We start from the raw sequence: 16947 nt of genomic DNA on the forward strand, positions 1-16947 counted from the left end.
ACCTGCGGTGTTCAGGGAGTGATGGATTCCTGTGCGTTCGATGAAGATGCCAGCCGGACCAGCCCTTCTTCGATGCTGACCCGGGGCACATAGCCGAAGTCACGGCGCGCCGGTTCCATGCTGTACCAGTGCGGCGTGCACAGCTGCTCGGCGAGGAAACGGGTCATCGGCGGTTCGCCGCGCAGGCGCAGCAGCGGCCACAGCCGTTCGCAGACCGCACCGATCCGGTAGGCGGTCTTGAAGCTGATCGACTTCGTCACTGGCGGGGCACCGACGGCGCCCAGCAGCTTGTTGAGCAGCTCGCGCATCGGCAGCGGCTCGCCGTTGGAGATGAAGTACGCCTTGCCGGCGCAGGCTGCGCGCGGGACCAGGTGTTCCAGGGCGAGGAAGTGGGCCAGTGCGGCGTTGTCGATGTAGGTGGTATCGACCTTGTTCTGGCCATCGCCGACGAAACGCAGGCGGCCGGCGCGGGCACGCTCGGCCAGGCGCGGGACCAGCTGCTGGTCGCCCGGTCCCCAGATCAGCCGCGGGCGCAGCGCGATGGTCGCCAACTGCGCATCGTTGGCCGCCAGCACGCGCTGCTCGGCGATGGCCTTGGTGGCCGCATAGGGCGCCTGGAAGTTTTCGCCATACGGCACCGCGTCCGCGCCCAGGCCCTCGACCGGGTGGGTGGCGCGATGGGTCACGCTGGGCGTGGAGGTGTACACCAGCTTGCCCACGCCATGCGCGCGGCAGGCCGCGATGACGTTGTCGGTGCCGACCACGTTGGCCTGGTGATAGCTGTCATAGCTGCCCCAGGCACCGGCCTTGGCCCCGTTATGAAAGACCGCATCGACCCCGGCCACCGCGTGCATCACCGCCTGCGCATCGGCCAGGTCGCCGCGGATCTGGCCCACGCCCAGCGCCTGCAGCGCCGGGTAGTGGCCGCGGTTGAACGCCAGCACCTGGTGGCCGCGCTCGAGCAGTCCTTTGCACAGGGCCTGGCCGAGGAAGCCACCGCCGCCGGTAACGAGGATCTTCATGCGTGCTGCTCCAGTTGCGCAGTGGCCCAGGCCGTGAGCTTCTCGCGGCCGATCTTGGCGTTGTGGCGGATGTCGACCGGGAAGGCCGGGTGTGGCAGGAAGCGCTCGATGCGCGCGGTGTGCGCGTGCGCGGCCGCTTCCCGGCGCAGGCGTTCGACCAGGGCGGGCGAATCGACGGTGCCGGGCTGCAGTTCGTAGCACAGCACCGGCAGTTGCCGACCCGGTACACCCACGCCGACCAGCGCGGTGCGCGCGATGCCGTCCAGCGCGTTGAACACCGGCTCGACCTGCTCGGTATACAGCGGGCCCTGGGCGGTCTCCACGCGCTGGGTCTTGCGTCCGCAGAACCACAGCCGGCCCTGCGCATCGAAGTAGCCGACATCGCCCATCCGGTGCACCACGCGGGTGCTGCCGTCGGCCAGGGGTTCGGTGATCTTGGCGGCGGCGGTGGCCTGCGGGCGGTTGAAGTAGCTGTCGGTGGTGGTCGGGCCGGCCACGGTGATCTCGCCGACCTGGCCGGCGGCCAGCATGCGGGCCTGCGACCAGCCCGGCAGCGGCGCGTCGTCGATGGCGATGATGCGCACCTCGTTCGGCGCGACCACCCGGCCGACACAGGTCCCGGCGCCGGCCTCGGTGGCCTGCCGGGTGTTCTCCAGCTCGCGGCCTTCGATCACGGCCACGGGCAGGCACTCGGTGGCGCCATAGGGGGTCCAGAACTGGGCGTCATCGGGCAGCAGGCGGCGGATCCGCGCGACCACGTCCGGCGGCACCGGCGCCCCGGCCGAGGTCACCCGACGCACGTTGGGCAGCGGCTGGCCGTGATCGGCCAGGACCCGCATCAGCGCCGGCGAGCCGAACAGCTGGGTGACGCCGAAACGGTTGATCGCGTCATGCAGCTTGCGCGGATCGGCCTGGGCCGGGCGGGTCGGGTCCATGTCCGGGATCACCGAGGTCAGCCCGAGCGCCGGATCGAACAGCGCGAACGGCGGGAAGGTCGGCAGGTCCACCCCGCCCGGCTCCATCCCGAAAGCGGCGCGCAGCAGCTCGACCTGGCCGACGAAATGACGGTGGCGGTAGACCACGCCCTTGGGCACGCCGGTGGAGCCACTGGTGAACAGGATCGCGGCGACCTCCTCGCCATCGGTCGGGGCCAGCGCAGGGGTGGCCGTGGCGCCCTGGGCTTCCAGCCGGGCCAGGGTGGTGCCACCCCAGCCCCAGCGGCGGCCCACGGTCACCAGCAGCCGCGCGGAACGGCACCAGCGCAGCGCCAGGCGCGCCACGTGGGCCAGGCCGATGCCGATGAAGGCCTCCGGCTGCGCTTCGTCCAGGCATTGTTTCAGCGCGCGCTTGTCGATGCCGGGGTCCACCAGCACCGGCACCGCGCCGTTCTTGAACAGCGCGAACATCAGCAGGAAGAACTCCGGCGAGGGCCGCACCATCACCACCGCGCGCACGCCGCGGCCGATGCCATGGGCGGCCAGGCCCGCCGCCATCGCGTCGCTGCGGGCGTTGAGGGTGCGGTAATCCAGGGTGACGTCATAGCGCGCCATGCCGCCAGGCCCGGGCTTGCCGGGGCAGCGGATGGCGATCTGGTCGGGGCGTTCACGGGCCAGCTCGGGCAGGCGCGCGGCGATATTGATGGCGCTGTTCATCCGTTCATTGTCGCCGCTGCAGAAAATTCTTGCGCGCCGGACGTTGGCGTGGAAAATTCGCGCCCTTCCCTCCTGCTTCGCTGCCGCCCAAGGCCGGTGCCCCATGCCCCATCCCTGCCTCACCTGCGGCGCCTGCTGCACCCAATACCGTGTGGCCTTCCATTGGATGGAATCGGACGAGGTGACCCCCGGCGGCGTCCCGCACGAGCTCACCCAGGTGCTGGACCCGCACCGGCTGTGCATGCGCGGCACCCTGTCCAAGCCGGTCTACTGCGTGGCGCTGGATGCGGAGATCGGCGTGTACTCGCGCTGCAGCATCCATCCCAACCGCCCCAGCGTGTGCCGTGAGGTGGACGCCTCGTGGGAGTACGGCAAGGCCAGCCCGCAGTGCGACAAGGCGCGGATCGCGCACGGCATGCCGGCGCTGACCCTGGCGGACTGGGGCTGGCGGGACGAGGCGGGCAATGACGATGATCATCCCGATGACAATGGGAATTCGCCGGCCCCGCAGGCGCCGATCGCGGCGTGAGTTGGGCCGTCCGGGGTTCATGGCCCGGAACGAAGGGCAGCCGACCAACGGTCGGCGCTACCGGGGGTGGGTTCGGACCCACCGGTTGATGGGCGGGTGACGACCGTTGGTCGTCACGCCGATCAGATCGGGTTCGCGTCCAGGAAGGCGCGGATCTTCGGCACCAGCACCTCGTGCTTGTCCTCCAGCACGTAATGCCCGGCATCCTCGAAGGCATGCACCTGCGCCTGCGGCAGCGCGGTCTGGAAGCCCTTCAGGAAGTGATGGTCGAACACGAAGTCGCGCAGGCCCCAGCCGATGAACGCCGGTCGATCGGCGTAACTGGGCAGGGTCTGGCCGGAACGCTCCAGCAGCGACCAGGCCTTGTCGGCCGGTGACAGCGGGATGTCCTGCATGAAGCGGATGGTGCTGATGCGGTTGGCGTAGCTGTTGTACGGCGACACGTAGGCGCGGCGCACATCGGCCGGCATCTTCCGTTCCACGCCCAGCCACGAAGCACCGGACGAGAAGGCGTTGAAGGTGCGGATGAGCCACTCGCCGATCTTCCAGTGGCGGCCCAGCGCAATCTGCCACGGCATCTTCTTCGCGGCCGGCATCGGGAAGGCGGCGGTGTTGAGCACCACCAGGCGCTTGACCTGCGCGTGGTGCGACAGCGCCCAGCCGAAACCGATCATGCCACCCCAGTCGTGCACGGCCAGGGTCACCGGGCCGGTGATGCCCAGGTGCGCGAGCAGCGCATCCAGGTCATCCACGCGCGATTGCAGGGTGTACTCGTACTGCGCATCGTCGGGCTTGTCGGACAGGCCCATGCCGATGTGGTCGGGCACGATGCAGCGGTACCTGTCCGAGAGGCCGGCCACCAGGGTGCGCCAGTAATAGCTCCACGACGGGTTGCCGTGGACCATCACCACTACCTCGCCATCGCGCGGACCTTCGTCGAGATAGCTCATCGACAGACCGGGGCGCACCTGGAAGCGGTGCGGATGGGCGGGGTAACCGGGCAGCTGGGGCATTCAATCGCACCTGTGAAAAGGGCCGGCAGAACCGGCCCTTGATGTTCAATTCCAGGGCGGCAGACGCGGCCCCGGAAGCAACGCCGCAGCAGGCTGCGGCGAATGGGTTACCAGACCACTTCGGCCATCGAGCAGTTCAGGCCCGAGCCGATGCCGAGCAGCGCGATGCGATCACCCTTCTTCAGCTTGCCCAGCTGCTTGAGCTTGCTCAGCACGATCGGCACCGAGGCCGGACCGATGTTGCCGTGCTCGCCGAAGATCGTCATCACCTTCTTCGGGTCGATGCCGAAGTTCTTGATGAAGGCAGCGGTGTGCGGCTGGCTGACCTGGTGGATCACGAACTGGTCCAGTTCCTCCACGGCCCAGCCGAGGGCTTCGCGGGCGGCGACGAAGGTCTTCTGCGCCAGCTTGATGCCTTCGATCAGCAGCATGCGGGTGTCGGTGACCATGCGGTCCAGGTTGCCGCGGCACAGCTGGTTCCACTCGGTCGCCGAGCGGGTCACGCCACCGCGGTAACGCGGGGCATCGGGCACCAGCTCGGTGCGCGCCATGACCATCGCCGCGGCACCGCAGCCCAGGGTCAGGGCGGCCATCTCGTTGCGGAAGTCATCGGCGGTCACGCCCGGCAGGGCCATGCGCTCGAGGGTCTTCTCGTACACCAGGTTGGCGGTTTCACCGTCGACGATCAGCGCATAGTCGATCTCGCCGCGTTCCAGCATGCGGGCGGCGATGTCCATGCCGTTGATGAAGGCCAGGCAGGCATTGGCGACGTCGAAGGTCATGCATTCGTCGCCGACCCCCAGGTTGCCCGAGACGATGCTGGCCGTGGACGGCTCCAGGTAATCGCGGCTGACCGAGGTGTTGACCAGCAGGCCGATCTTGTCGGCGCCGATCCCGGCGTCTTCCAGTGCTTTGCGGGCGGCCAGCGTGGCGGCGTCGGAGGCCAGCATGTCGGCATCCCACAGGCGGCGGGCATGGATGCCCGCGATGTCGCCGAGCACGTCGGTGCGGATGCCAAGGCGATCCAGCGTCGGCTTCAGCCGTTCGTTGATTTCCTTGGACGTCAGCGTGTGCGGCGCGTCGATGTGCGCCAGGCCGGCGATCGAGACATTCTTGAAGAGCATCAGTTAGCGCCAAGGCTCAGGCGAAGGGGGCGCTATTGTAAGCCGGCACGGCTTTCACCGCACCTTTACGAATTCACGCCCGGGCGTATGGTCCGGGCGCGGGGTGAAGGGTTCAGCGTGGCGGACACTGGAAGGCCAGGAAACGCTGGCTGCCATCGGCCGGCAGGCCCGACGCCTGTACGGCGTTGGCACCGGCGCTGGGCGCCTCGTTGCGGGCGAGCGTTTCCAGCTCTTCCTGCACGCGCAGCGGATTGCGGTTGTAGAAGCCGACCTTGCTCTTCACGGTCACCACCACTTCGCCCTTGCTCTGGCAGCCGCTGGGGACCGCACCGGCCGGCAGCACGCGGACCGTCTTGCCGGACGACTCGATCGGCACCCAGGTGCAGGCGGAAACGCTGAGGATCAGGGCGGACAGAAGCAGAATGCGCATGGACAAGGCCTGGCTGGAATACGTAAGGGAGTGTGCGGGACACAACTGAATCGGGGGTGATCAGGCGCCGGGGGGATCCCCGGCACCCGAGGTGCTGGCCGGCACGGTGGCCGGCCAGCGGCGGCCATCACCGGGACTTCGACGTCGGGGCAGCGGGCGCAGCCGGAGCCTCGACCACCTTGCCTTCGGCATCGATGACCTGGACCTGGCCGAGGTTGAGCGCACGCACCGGCGCCTCGGTCTGCTTGAGGTCACCCACCACCACCCAGGTCAGCGCGTTCGGGTCCAGCGTGGCCGCGGCCTGCTGCACCTGGGCCGGGGTCATCGCCTCGATCTCGGCCTTGCGCTGGACCACATAGTCGTCCGGGCGCTGGTAACGCACGATCCCGCTGATGGTGCCCATCACCGCGCTGGCGGTCTCGTAGGCGCCGGGCAGGCTCAGGTTCTGGATGTTGCGGATGCGCGCCACTTCGGCCGGGGTGGCCGGCTTGGCCCCGCTGGCGAACTCGGCGATCTCCTTCTGCATCTCCTGCATCGCCTCGGCGGTCTTGTCGATCTGCACCGGTGCGCGGGCACCCCACGGGCGCTGGCCCAGGGTATTGCTGGCACTGCTGCCGGCACCGTAGGACCAATGCTTCTGCTCGCGCAGGTTCATGTTCAGGCGCGAGGTGAAGTCGCCGCCGAGCACGCCGTTGGCGATATCGAAGCGGGTCGAGCCCGGGTCCTTGGACGAGGGCACCACCTGGCTGGCGAACAGGTTGGCCTGCACCGCGCCCGGCTGATCGATCAGGTACACGCGGGCATGCGCCGGACGGGCGACGTCCACCGGGGCCTTGACCTGCGGCGCCGGGCCTTCGGCCTTCCAGTTGCCGAGCTGGCGCTCCAGCAGCGGCACGATCTCCTTCAACGTGGTGTCGCCGACCACGATCAGCGTGCCCTGCTCCGGGCGCAGCCAGTCACGGTGGAAGTCGACCAGGTCTTCGCGGGTCATGGACTGGATGTCCACTTCGTTGCCACTGCCGGTGAACGGAATCGCATACGGGTGGCCCGCGCCGTACAGCAGGGTCGGCATCACGCGCATCGCCACCGCGCTGGGGTTGACCTTCTCCTGCTGGATGCCGGCGATCCAGGTCGCCTTGACGCGGTCGATCTCGGTCTGGTCGAAGCGCGGCTGGCGCAGCATGTCCGCATACAGGGCCAGCGACGGGGCCAGGTTTTCCTTCAGCGCGGACAGGTACACGCTGGTGCTGTCCAGCGAAGCGGAAGCGTCGAGCTTGGCGCCCAGTGCATCGGCCGCATCGGCGAACGGCAACGCGCCGAGCTTGCCGGCACCTTCGGTGAGCAGGCCCATGGTGAAGTTGGCCGTGCCGGACTTGCGGCCCTGGTCGGCGGTGAAGCCACCCGGGAATTCATAGCTGAACTGCACGACCGGGATGTCGTGACGCTCGGCCAGGATCACCTGGGTGCCGTTCTTCAGCGTGGCGCGGCGCAGTTCGGGGAATTTCAGGTCCGGGAAGGTCTTGGTCTGCGGCACCCCGGTGCTGCGGTCGACCTGCTTGGGCAGGGTCGTGAACCGGGCATCCACGGCGGGCACGGTGAACGGCTTGGGCGTTTCCGAGGGCAGTTCGGCCAGGGCAACGCGCGCGCCCGGCTCGACCACGATGGTGTGATCGCCAACGCCCAGCCACTTGGCGCCGACCTCGCGCACCTGCGCCGCAGTGGCCGCATCGATGGTGGCCAGTGACTTGCGGAAGCAGCCCGGGTCGCCTTCGTACACGGTGCACTCGGCCAGCGCGTCGGCCTTGCCGCCGAACCCGCCGATGCGCTCGATGCCACGGATGAAGCCGGCGCGGAACGCGGTCTTGCCGCGGCTCAGCTCATCGGCGGTCGGACCGTCCTTGGCCAGGCGCTTCACTTCTTCATCGATGATCGCCTCGACCCTGGCCGGATCCACGCCCTGCTTGACGCTGGCCATGATCACGAAGTTCGAGCCCAGCTGCGAGCTGTAGGCGCCGGCGCTGATGTTGTCCACCAGCTTGTCCTGGTGCAGCAGGCGCTGGTCCAGGCGCGAGGACTTCGCACCACCAAGGACCTGCGCGAACAGCTGCAGCTGGTCGATGTCGGTGGTGCCGACCTGGGCGACGTTCCAGGCGCGGTAGATGCGCGCCTGCGGCACCTTGTCGGTCATCACTTCGCGCGTGCTCTTCTCGCGCTTGGCTACGTCCACCTTGGGCTGGGCCATGCTCGGGCCGGCCGGAATGTCGCCGAAGTAGCGGGCGACCTTTTCCTTCGCGGTGGCCACGTCGATGTCGCCGGCCAGCACCAGCACCGCGTTGTTGGGGCCGTACCAGGTGCGGAACCAGGTCTTCACGTCATCCAGCGAAGCGGCATTGAGATCGTTCATCGAGCCGATCACGCTGTGGTGATACGGGTGCCCTTCCGGGTACATCGCGCGGGTCAGCTTTTCCCAGACCTGGCCATACGGCTGGTTCTCGCCCTGGCGCTTCTCGTTCTGGACCACGCCGCGCTGCTCGTCGAGCGCGGCCTGGTCGATCGCGCCGAGCAGATGGCCCATGCGGTCGGACTCCATCCACAGCGCCATGTCCAGCGCGGTGGTCGGCACGTTCTCGAAGTAATTGGTGCGGTCGGTATTGGTGGTGCCGTTCTGGCCGGTCACGCCGACCTGCTTGAAGGGCTCGAAGTACTCACCGTCATGGTTCTCGCTTCCCTGGAACATCAGGTGTTCAAACAGGTGGGCGAAGCCGGTGCGGCCGGCGGGCTCATCCTTGCTGCCCACGTGGTACCAGATGTTGACGGCCACGATCGGCGCCTTGCGGTCGGTGTGCACCACCACGCGCAGGCCATTGGGCAGGGTGAACTGCTCGAACGGAATGTCGACCTTGGCCACCGTGGCCGGCTTGGCCAGGACCGGTGCCGGCGCGAGGGAGCCCAGGGCGGCGGAGAGCGCTACGGCCAGCAGCGCGGCACGCGGTCGAAGTTGGACGGTCATTCCGGTTCCTTGGTCATGAAAGTGAAGCCGGATGCTAGCGCGCCGCCCGTGCAAAAGGCATCGGCCAACAGTCATTGGGCAGCGGCGCGGACAGCTGCGGACCGTGTGGCGGACAAGTGTCCGGACAGCGGACACTTCATTTCGGCAAAAAATCGTTTGAAATCAATGGCTGAAAGTTGGCACGCGACCTGCTTGGTACAGGGCGAGGGAAATAGGGATCAAACCGAAACTGACTGGATGCTGAACAAAAACAAGAAAGTTCAAATTGTTCTTGCAAGCCCCGAATCGGTGCACTACCTTACTACCACACCACTGCTCACCAACACTAAACAGGACCTCGCCATGAACACCAAGACTCTCGCCATCGCCATCGCCTTCGCCGCCGGTTCCGCGTTTGCTTCGTCCGTGCAGGCCGCTCCCGCCATCGTCACCCTCGACACCGTGCAGGTCCGCCCCTCGGCCGACCAGATCGCCCAGGCCGAGGTTGAGCGCACCAGCAACATCCCGACCCTGGCCGTCGTGGAAGTCCGTCCGACCGCCGGCCTGATCGCCGACTACCGCGCCGAACTGGCCGCCAACCGCCGCGTCACCACGCTGGCCGCCGTCGAAGTGCGCCCGACCGCCGAACAGCGCCAGGCCCTGGCTGCCGAGCAGACCAACGATCGCGGCTACGTCGCCACCTTCACTGCTGCCGCCACCGCCGTGGCCAATGAAGTGATCATCAACCTGCCGACCCTGCAGGTCCGTCCGTCGGCTGCCGATCTGCAGGCCCTGGCCCTGGAAACCGCCGCCGCCGCCGCCTCCACCCTGATCCGCCAGTAAGCCGTAGCTGCGGTCCCCCGCAGCCACGGCGTACACTTCGCCGATGACTGCCACGCCCACGTTCCATGTCGTCCTGTTCCAACCTGAAATCCCGCCGAACACCGGCAATGTGATCCGCCTCTGCGCCAATACCGGCGCGCGGCTGCACCTGATCGAGCCGCTCGGTTTCGACCTGAGCGACAAGCAGCTCAAGCGCGCCGGCCTGGACTATCACGAATACGCTCGACTGCAGGTCCATCCTGATCTGGAGACCGCCCTGCAGGTCATTGCTCCCAAGCGCCTGTTCGCGCTGAGTACCCGCGGCAGCGTGCGTTACGACACCCAGCAGTTCGCCGATGGCGATGCCTTCCTGTTCGGCCCGGAAACCCGCGGCCTGCCCCAGGCGCTGCTCGACAGCCTGCCCCACGGCCGTCGCCTGCGTCTGCCGATGCAGCCGGACAACCGCAGCCTCAATCTGTCCAACACCGTTGCGGTGGTGATGTATGAGGCCTGGCGCCAGAACGGGTTCGCCGGCGGGGAATAAGACGCCGTGCCGACCACCGGTCGGCACCGCCCCGCTCAGAACGCGTTGATGCCGGTCAGTTCGCGGCCGATCACCAACTGGTGCACGGTCTCGGTGCCCTCGTAGGTGATCACCGATTCCAGATTGAGCGCATGCCGGATCGCCACGTGTTCGGTGGTGATGCCCGCGCCGCCGAGCAGGTCGCGGCATTCGCGCGCGATATCGATGGCCATGCGGCAGTTGTTCCACTTGGCCAGGCTGACCTGCTGCGGCTGCAGTTGGCCGGCGTCTTTCAGGCGTCCCAGCTGCAGCGCGAGCAGCTGTGCGGTGGTGATCCGCCGCGCCATGTCGGCCAACTTGATCTGCGCGCTCTGCGTGGCCGCCACCGGCCGGCCGAACAGCACGCGCTGCTTGGTGTACGCCAGTGCTTCATCCAGGCAGGCGACCGCAGCACCGATCGGGCCCCAGCTGATCCCGTAGCGCGCCTGGTTCAGGCAGCCCAGCGGACCCTTCAGGCCCTGCACGTTCGGCAGGCGGTTGCGGTCGGGGACGCGTACGTTGTCGAAGAACAGCGCGCCGGTGAGCGAGGCGCGCAGGCTCATCTTGTGCTTGATCTCCTGCGTGGTGAACCCGGCCATGCCTTTTTCCAGCACGAAGCCCTGGATGCCATCTTCGGTATGCGCCCAGACGACCGCGATGTCGGCCACCGGGCCGCTGGTGATCCACATCTTGCTGCCATTGATCAGCCAGTCACCGCCATCGCGCACCGCACGCGTCTTCATGGCCGCCGGATCGGAACCCCCGTGTGCTTCGGTCAGGCCGAAGCAACCGATCACCTTGCCGGTGGCCATCTCCGGCAACCAGCGCAGGCGCTGTTCTTCGCTGCCGTAAGCGTAGATGGGGTACATGCACAGCGAGCTCTGCACCGAGACGAAACTGCGCAGGCCCGAATCACCACGCTCCAGTTCCTGGCAGATCAGGCCGTAGCTCACTGCGTTCAGTCCGCCGCCGCCGTACTGCTCGGGCAGGCTGGAGCCGAGCAGGCCGAGCGCGGCGATCTCGGGGATCAGCTCATCGGGAAAGCGGCCGTCGTCGAAGGCATCGCCGATGATCGGCAGCACCCGCGTGTCGGTGAAGCGCGCCACCGTTGCCTGCACCGCGCGCTCCTCCTCGCTGAGCAGCGAACGGATATCGAACAGATCGAACGGATTCAGTGACATGGCATCCCGGCAGGTGGCGGTGGAACAGGCCCCCATTGTGGTCGTTGTGCAGGAAGGGGCCAAGCGACGTCGTCCCGAGCAGTTGCTGCACCGCAGCATCGCGGTGTGGAAATCGCGGTGTCGAACATGCAGCGACACCGCTGTCATCGTCCGCGATCTAGGCTTAAATGCGCCAGGCCGGTACTCTGGCGCACTGATCCACTGTTTCGCCGTGACGTGACACGCGCGATTCCCAGGCAACCGCCGCCGTTCCGCCCGCGGCACTACCCAAGAGTTACGCAGCCCCATGAGCGAAGAAATCAACGTCCTGCCCCCGCGTGAAGTGATGGAATTCGATGTGGTGATCGTCGGTGGCGGCCCCGCTGGCCTGGCCACCGCGATCCGGCTGCGCCAGCGTGCCATCGAGGCTGGCCGCGAACTGTCGGTCTGCATCCTGGAAAAAGGCTCCGAACCGGGCGCGCACATCCTGTCCGGCGCGGTGATGGACCCGCGGGCGCTGAGCGAGCTGTTCCCGGACTGGGCCGAGCGCGGCGCACCGCTGAAGCAGAAAGTCACCCGCGACGAATTCCTGTTCCTCAACGAGACCGGTGCGCGCAGCACGCCCAACGCCCTGCTGCCGGAGTGCTTCCGCAACGAAGGCAACTACATCGTCAGCCTGGGCGAGGTCACCCGCTGGCTGGCGCAGCAGGCCGAAGCGCTGGAGGTGGCGATCTTCCCCGGCTTCCCGGCCGCTGAAGTGCTGTACAGCGACGATGGCGCGGTGATCGGCGTGGCCACCGGCGACATGGGCATCGAGAAGAACGGTCAGCCCGGTCCCGCATTCGAGCGTGGCATGGCGCTGCACGCCAAGTACACGATCTTCGCCGAAGGCTCGCGCGGCCATCTCGGCATCGAGCTGATCGCACGCTTCCAGCTCGATGCCGGCAAGGATCCGCAGGCCTACGGCATCGGCATCAAGGAACTGTGGCAGATCGATCCGGCCAGGCACGAGCCGGGCCTGGTGGTGCATGCCGCCGGCTGGCCGCTGGACAACGACACGTACGGTGGCGCGTTCCTGTACCACGCTGAAGGTGGCAAGGTATCGATCGGCTACGTGGTCGGCCTGGATTACAAGAACCCGTGGCTGAGCCCGTTCGAAGAATTCCAGCGCTTCAAGACCCATCCCTCCATCCGCAGGCATCTGGAAGGCGGCAAGCGCATCGGCTACGGCGCCCGCGCGATCACCGCCGGCGGCCTGATGTCGCTGCCCAAGACGGTGTTCCCCGGTGGCGCACTGGTCGGCTGCGAGGCCGGCTATCTCAACGTCAGCCGGATCAAGGGCAGCCATGCCGCGATCAAGACCGGCATGCTCGCCGCCGATGCCGCCTTCGATGCGCTCGCCGCCGATCGCCAGCACGATGAGCTCAGCGCCTACCCGCAGGCGTTCGAGACCAGCTGGCTGCACGCCGAGCTGCAGCAGGCCAAGAATTTCAAGCAGTGGTTCAAGAAGGGCCAGACCGTGGCCACGCTGATGACCGGCATCGAGCAGTGGCTGCTGCCGAAGCTGGGCATCCGCAACCCGCCGTGGACGCTGCGCCACAGCACGCCGGACCACGCCTGCCTGGAGCCGGCGTCGAAGCACGCCAGGATCAACTATCCCAAGCCGGACGGCGTGCTCACCTTCGACCGGCTCAGCTCGGTATTCCTGAGCAGCACCAACCACGCCGAAGACCAGCCCAGCCACCTGACGCTCAAGGACGCCAGCGTGCCGGTGCGGATCAATCTCGCCGAGTACGCCGGTCCGGAAGCGCGCTACTGCCCGGCCGGCGTGTACGAGTTCGTTGGCAGCGACGGGCACGAGCAGTTGCAGATCAACGCGCAGAACTGCGTGCACTGCAAGACCTGCGACATCAAGGACCCGACCCAGAACATCGTGTGGGTGACCCCGCAGGGCGGCGGCGGCCCGAACTACTCGGGCATGTGATCGGATACCTGCGGCAGCAACGCTGAGGCTTGCTGCCGCGGCCCGTCTCAGGACGCCTGGAGGTGCGCCAGGTAGGTTCGCAGGGACGCGTCGAACGCAGCGATGGCATCGGCGTGCGCGGCCACGCCCGCAACCTCGACGCCGTCCATCAGCGTGCGTGCCTGCACCGCCAGCGATTGCGCACCCAGCGTTCCCAGGCCTCCCGCCAGCCGATGCAGGACGTCGGCGGCATCCAGGCGCTGCTCATCGCGCAGGGCAGCCTGCAGGCGCAGCAGATCCTGCGCGGACGTGGTGCACAGGCTCTCGATCAGCACCCCGGCCACGTGCGCCGATCCGAACCGGCGCACCAACGCGGCCCGATCGGGGGGCACATCGATGGCATCCGGCGCTTCCGCGGTGCTGGGCGGTGACGGACCCTCGTCGGACAGCCAGCGCAGCAGTGTCTGGCGCAGGGCCTCCAACGCCACCGGCTTGGCCAGCAGATCATCCATGCCGGCCTCGCGGCAGCGCTGCAGATCGTCCTCCATGGCGCTGGCGGTCAACGCGATCACCGGCATCCGCTCCCCTCCGCGATCACGTTCCTGCTCGCGGATGCGGCGGGTCATGGCGTAGCCGTCCATGATCGGCATCCGGCAATCGGTGAGGACCAGATCGAAGCGGGCGCGCGCCAGCAGCGCCAGCGCCTGCTCGCCGTTCTCGGCCAGTACGTGACGCACTCCCAGCTGCTGCATGCGCCAATCCATCAGCGCCTGGTTGGTGGGGTGGTCCTCTACGACCAGCACGCGCCGCTGCAGCAGTGCGGCCGGCAGTGGCAGCGTCGGGGTCCGTGCGTCGACGGCGTCCAGCTGTTCCTCCGCCGGCACGGTCGGCACGGTCAACAGCACTTCCACCCGGGTGCCTTCGCCGGGCACGCTGTGCAGCGTCAACGTGCCATGCATCATCGCCACCAACCGCTGGCAGATGCTCAGGCCCAGGCCGGTGCCACCGTACTGACGGCTGATCGCCACCTCGGCCTGCGCGAACGGTGCGAACAGCCGCTCACGCTGTTCGGGCGAAATGCCGATGCCGGTATCGTGCACGGTCAGGCGCAGCGTCTGTGCGCCGTCCGCCTCGGAATCGAGGACCGCCAGGGCGATACCGACCTCGCCGGCGTGGGTGAACTTGATGGCATTGCTGAGCAGGTTGAACGCGATCTGGCGCAGGCGCATGCCGTCGGCCAGGTGCATGGCCGCCACGTCGTCGTCGATCTGGATCTGCAGCGCCAGTCCTTTGGCCACCGCCTGCGGCGCCAGCAGCTGCTGCACATTGCCGAGCAGCGCGCGCAATGCGACGGGATGCGGCTGCAACGAGAGCGCGCCGGCCTCGATCTTGGAGTAGTCCAGCAGGTCATCGAGGATCTGCCGCAGCATCTGCGCCGAATCTTCGATGACGGCGATGATGCGGCGCTGCTCCACGTCCAGCGGTGTGTGCGAGAGCACCTCCACCATGCCGAGCACCCCTGACATCGGCGTGCGGATCTCGTGGCTCATCGTGGCCAGGAATTCGGATTTGGCCGCGGTGGCGCGCTCGGCAGCGGCCTTCGCCAATGCCAGCGCATCGGCCTGCGCCCGCGCCTCGGTGACGTCCACCCAGTAGCCGCTCCACAGCAATGCCCCGTCTTCGGCGTCGTAGGGCAGTGCGCGTGACCGCACCCAGCGCAGCACACCTCGCGGGCAGGTGCGGAATTCCATGTCCAAGGGGGCGAAATCGCGTGCGGCACGGTCCATCGCGTGGAGGACTCCGGCACGGTCGCGCTCGTCGATGCGGTCCATCAGGGCGCTTTCATCGGCCATCGCCTCGGCCGCGCTGAGGCCGAACAATGCTTCGGTGTCACCGGCGATGTACGGCAGCGACAACCGGCCATCGCGTTCGCGTCGGCCCTGGTAGACGATTGCCGGGAGGTTGTCGGTGATTTCGGCCAGGCGCTGCTCGGCACGCCGGCGCATCGCCACTTCCTTGCGCAGGCGCCAATAGCCCCATCCATGGACGAGCAGCGCGGTCAGCAGCACCAGCGCCAATGGTATCGCCCAGCGCGCGATCCCGCGCCAGTCCAGGTCGCTGCGGTACTCGGCCGAGAGCCAGTCGCTGCGGATCGCTTCGTGCTCGCGGGCGCTCATGTCGACCAGCATGCGATCGAACGTGGTGGCCAGCGGTGCGTGCTCGCGTTTGACCGCCAACGACAGGCGGTCGCTGAAGCCCGCGGGCGCGGCCACGTGCAGCTGCGCCGGATAGCGCTCGCGCACGATGCGATCGATGACCGCCAGGTTGCCGATGTAGGCGTCGGCGTCGCCGTTGGCCAAGCGTGCCAGTGCCAGTTCGGTGCTGCGCGCCGGGACGATGCGCGCATTGGGGGCCTGCTGCAGGACGTAGCCACGCAAGCGGTCCGGGTCGGACAGCAGGATGCTGCGCCCATCGAGATCGCGCACGCCCAGCACCGACGGGCTGCCGCTGGCCGTGACCACGACGTTGGGCACGGTGATGAAGGGCTGGCTGAACACCCAGTCCTCGCCCAGATAGGTCGAGTCGTTGGGAATGCCCACGATCGCGTCGACGTCGCCGCGGCGCAGCTGTTCGCGCACATCGAACCAGTCGTGGGCCGGCAGCTGGGTGAGGTGCGCGCCCAGCAAGCGCAGCAGCCTGAGGTATTCGCCCGATACCCCACTGGGTCGGCCGGCACCGTCGACGAAGGCAAGCGGCGCTGCATTGGGCGCGAACGCCAGGCGCAGCGGCGTCGCCAGCACGCGCTTCTCGGCATTGCCCAGGATCATCTGCGACTGGGCCGACCACTCCGGCAGCTGCAGCCACCGCCGCTGCAGTCGTTCGCGCTCGCTGTCTGCCAGGGCCGCCAGGCCCATGTCCAGGGCTTCGGCCAACGGCTGTTTGGCGTTGGGCACACCGAAGTGCAGGCGCTCCGGGGGCAGGTCGCTGGGGCGCAGCAGCGCGACATCGGTCAGCGCCCGCTCGGCGATCAGGGCCGTGGCCACGTAGGCATTGCCGATATACACATCGGCCTCGCCTTTGCCGACCATGGCCAGCGCCGCGGCGGTGTTGGGGGCCGTCACGCGATGGGCGGCCGGAAAGCGCGCGCGCACTTCGTCGCTGGTGACGAACTCGCGCTCGGTGACCACGCGCAGGCCACGCAGGTCCGGATCGGCCGAGGCCCGCGTACCGCCGGGACGGCCGACCAGGGCCAGCGGCGCCTCGGCGTAGGGACGCGTATAGACCATGCAGCGCGTGCGGTCGGCGGTGAGGGTGATGTTCATCACCACATCGACGTCGCCGCGGCATGCCGCGTCCAGCACATCGGTCCAGTCGTGGTACATCCGCACCTTCACCTGCACGCCCAGCTGCCGCGTGAGCAGGCTCAGGTAGTCATACCCCAGGCCGACCGGTTGTCCATCGCGCATGGATTCGAACGGCGGCCAGCCGCTGTCGTACATGCCCAGGATGATGGTAGGGTGCCCGCCAAGCCACTCGCTCTGCCGGGGCGACAAGGCAGGGGGCTTGGCCATGGATGCCGGCACGCTGCTGGCCATTGCGAGCACGAACAGCACCAGCCAGCGAACGACGTGGGTACGCATGCTGCCTGATCTCCGTAGAATATTATCCCCATCCAGGCAC

Annotated in this window: 12 protein-coding genes; 4 read left to right on the plus strand and 8 right to left on the minus strand. The window is 67.9% G+C overall.

Going from position 1 to position 16947, the window contains the following annotated elements; translation table 11 throughout:
- Window positions 1-11: 11 nt before the first annotated feature.
- Together oleD and oleC are read right to left on the minus strand one after the other, a co-directional pair.
- The gene (gene oleD / locus AC07WC_RS07965; RefSeq protein WP_495209520.1) at window positions 12-1022 is read right to left on the minus strand and encodes a 2-alkyl-3-oxoalkanoate reductase; all 1011 of its coding nucleotides are present in this window, start codon (window positions 1020-1022) and stop codon (window positions 12-14) included.
- Window positions 1019-2674: an olefin beta-lactone synthetase gene (oleC, locus tag AC07WC_RS07970; RefSeq protein ID WP_495209521.1), complete on the minus strand. Its 1656-nt coding sequence runs from the start codon at window positions 2672-2674 to the stop codon at window positions 1019-1021. Before oleC ends, oleD begins: the two co-directional genes overlap by 4 nt.
- A 103-nt stretch (window positions 2675-2777) precedes the next feature.
- Between oleC and AC07WC_RS07975 the strand changes: the two genes are divergently transcribed.
- Window positions 2778-3203, plus strand: coding sequence for a YkgJ family cysteine cluster protein (locus tag AC07WC_RS07975; protein WP_495209522.1), 426 nt, complete (start codon window positions 2778-2780; stop codon window positions 3201-3203).
- Window positions 3204-3325: 122 nt separating this feature from the next.
- Here the strand turns inward: AC07WC_RS07975 and AC07WC_RS07980 are convergent, their stop codons facing one another.
- The 4 genes from AC07WC_RS07980 to AC07WC_RS07995 form a co-directional block, all read right to left on the minus strand.
- Window positions 3326-4216 (minus strand): alpha/beta fold hydrolase, encoded by an 891-nt coding sequence (locus AC07WC_RS07980; protein WP_495209523.1) that lies wholly within the window; start codon window positions 4214-4216, stop codon window positions 3326-3328.
- A gap of 107 nt (window positions 4217-4323) precedes the next feature.
- A complete protein-coding gene (locus tag AC07WC_RS07985) occupies window positions 4324-5340 on the minus strand; it encodes a 3-oxoacyl-ACP synthase III (protein ID WP_019184878.1) in 1017 nt (338 codons plus the stop codon).
- A 112-nt stretch (window positions 5341-5452) separates the two neighbouring features.
- Window positions 5453-5770 carry a DUF4156 domain-containing protein gene (locus AC07WC_RS07990; RefSeq protein ID WP_046272272.1) on the minus strand — a complete coding sequence of 106 codons (318 nt, stop codon included), beginning with the start codon at window positions 5768-5770 and terminating at the stop codon, window positions 5453-5455.
- A gap of 127 nt (window positions 5771-5897) precedes the next feature.
- The gene (locus tag AC07WC_RS07995) at window positions 5898-8780 is read right to left on the minus strand and encodes a M16 family metallopeptidase (protein ID WP_495209524.1); all 2883 of its coding nucleotides are present in this window, start codon (window positions 8778-8780) and stop codon (window positions 5898-5900) included.
- A gap of 342 nt (window positions 8781-9122) precedes the next feature.
- Here AC07WC_RS07995 and AC07WC_RS08000 point away from each other — a divergent pair, with 342 nt between their 5' ends.
- The gene (locus tag AC07WC_RS08000) at window positions 9123-9602 is read left to right on the plus strand and encodes an XAC0231 family protein (RefSeq protein WP_495209525.1); all 480 of its coding nucleotides are present in this window, start codon (window positions 9123-9125) and stop codon (window positions 9600-9602) included.
- Window positions 9603-9645: 43 nt separating this feature from the next.
- The gene (trmL, locus tag AC07WC_RS08005; protein WP_495209526.1) at window positions 9646-10125 is read left to right on the plus strand and encodes a tRNA (uridine(34)/cytosine(34)/5-carboxymethylaminomethyluridine(34)-2'-O)-methyltransferase TrmL; all 480 of its coding nucleotides are present in this window, start codon (window positions 9646-9648) and stop codon (window positions 10123-10125) included.
- Window positions 10126-10160: 35 nt separating this feature from the next.
- On the opposite strand, the gene AC07WC_RS08010 is transcribed toward trmL, so the two are convergent.
- Window positions 10161-11324, minus strand: coding sequence for an acyl-CoA dehydrogenase family protein (locus AC07WC_RS08010; RefSeq protein WP_495209527.1), 1164 nt, complete (start codon window positions 11322-11324; stop codon window positions 10161-10163).
- Window positions 11325-11610: 286 nt separating this feature from the next.
- Here AC07WC_RS08010 and AC07WC_RS08015 point away from each other — a divergent pair, with 286 nt between their 5' ends.
- Window positions 11611-13287, plus strand: a complete 1677-nt coding sequence (locus AC07WC_RS08015; protein WP_495209528.1) for an electron transfer flavoprotein-ubiquinone oxidoreductase — start codon at window positions 11611-11613, stop codon at window positions 13285-13287.
- A gap of 47 nt (window positions 13288-13334) precedes the next feature.
- Here AC07WC_RS08015 and AC07WC_RS08020 read toward each other — a convergent pair whose 3' ends face one another.
- A complete protein-coding gene (locus tag AC07WC_RS08020) occupies window positions 13335-16907 on the minus strand; it encodes an ATP-binding protein (RefSeq protein ID WP_495209529.1) in 3573 nt (1190 codons plus the stop codon).
- Window positions 16908-16947: the final 40 nt, after the last annotated feature.

The organism is Stenotrophomonas sp. GW821-FHT01H02A (assembly GCF_059422145.1).

Bases quoted from the DNA above. Each gene is read 5' to 3' on its own strand.
- oleD (WP_495209520.1), bottom strand. From the start codon at position 1,022: ATGAAGATCCTCGTTACCGGCGGCGGTGGCTTCCTCGGCCAGGCCCTG.
- oleC (WP_495209521.1), bottom strand. From the start codon at position 2,674: ATGAACAGCGCCATCAATATCGCCGCGCGCCTGCCCGAGCTGGCCCGT.
- AC07WC_RS07975 (WP_495209522.1), top strand. From the start codon at position 2,778: ATGCCCCATCCCTGCCTCACCTGCGGCGCCTGCTGCACCCAATACCGT.
- AC07WC_RS07980 (WP_495209523.1), bottom strand. From the start codon at position 4,216: ATGCCCCAGCTGCCCGGTTACCCCGCCCATCCGCACCGCTTCCAGGTG.
- AC07WC_RS07985 (WP_019184878.1), bottom strand. From the start codon at position 5,340: ATGCTCTTCAAGAATGTCTCGATCGCCGGCCTGGCGCACATCGACGCG.
- AC07WC_RS07990 (WP_046272272.1), bottom strand. From the start codon at position 5,770: ATGCGCATTCTGCTTCTGTCCGCCCTGATCCTCAGCGTTTCCGCCTGC.
- AC07WC_RS07995 (WP_495209524.1), bottom strand. From the start codon at position 8,780: ATGACCGTCCAACTTCGACCGCGTGCCGCGCTGCTGGCCGTAGCGCTC.
- AC07WC_RS08000 (WP_495209525.1), top strand. From the start codon at position 9,123: ATGAACACCAAGACTCTCGCCATCGCCATCGCCTTCGCCGCCGGTTCC.
- trmL (WP_495209526.1), top strand. From the start codon at position 9,646: ATGACTGCCACGCCCACGTTCCATGTCGTCCTGTTCCAACCTGAAATC.
- AC07WC_RS08010 (WP_495209527.1), bottom strand. From the start codon at position 11,324: ATGTCACTGAATCCGTTCGATCTGTTCGATATCCGTTCGCTGCTCAGC.
- AC07WC_RS08015 (WP_495209528.1), top strand. From the start codon at position 11,611: ATGAGCGAAGAAATCAACGTCCTGCCCCCGCGTGAAGTGATGGAATTC.
- AC07WC_RS08020 (WP_495209529.1), bottom strand. From the start codon at position 16,907: ATGCGTACCCACGTCGTTCGCTGGCTGGTGCTGTTCGTGCTCGCAATG.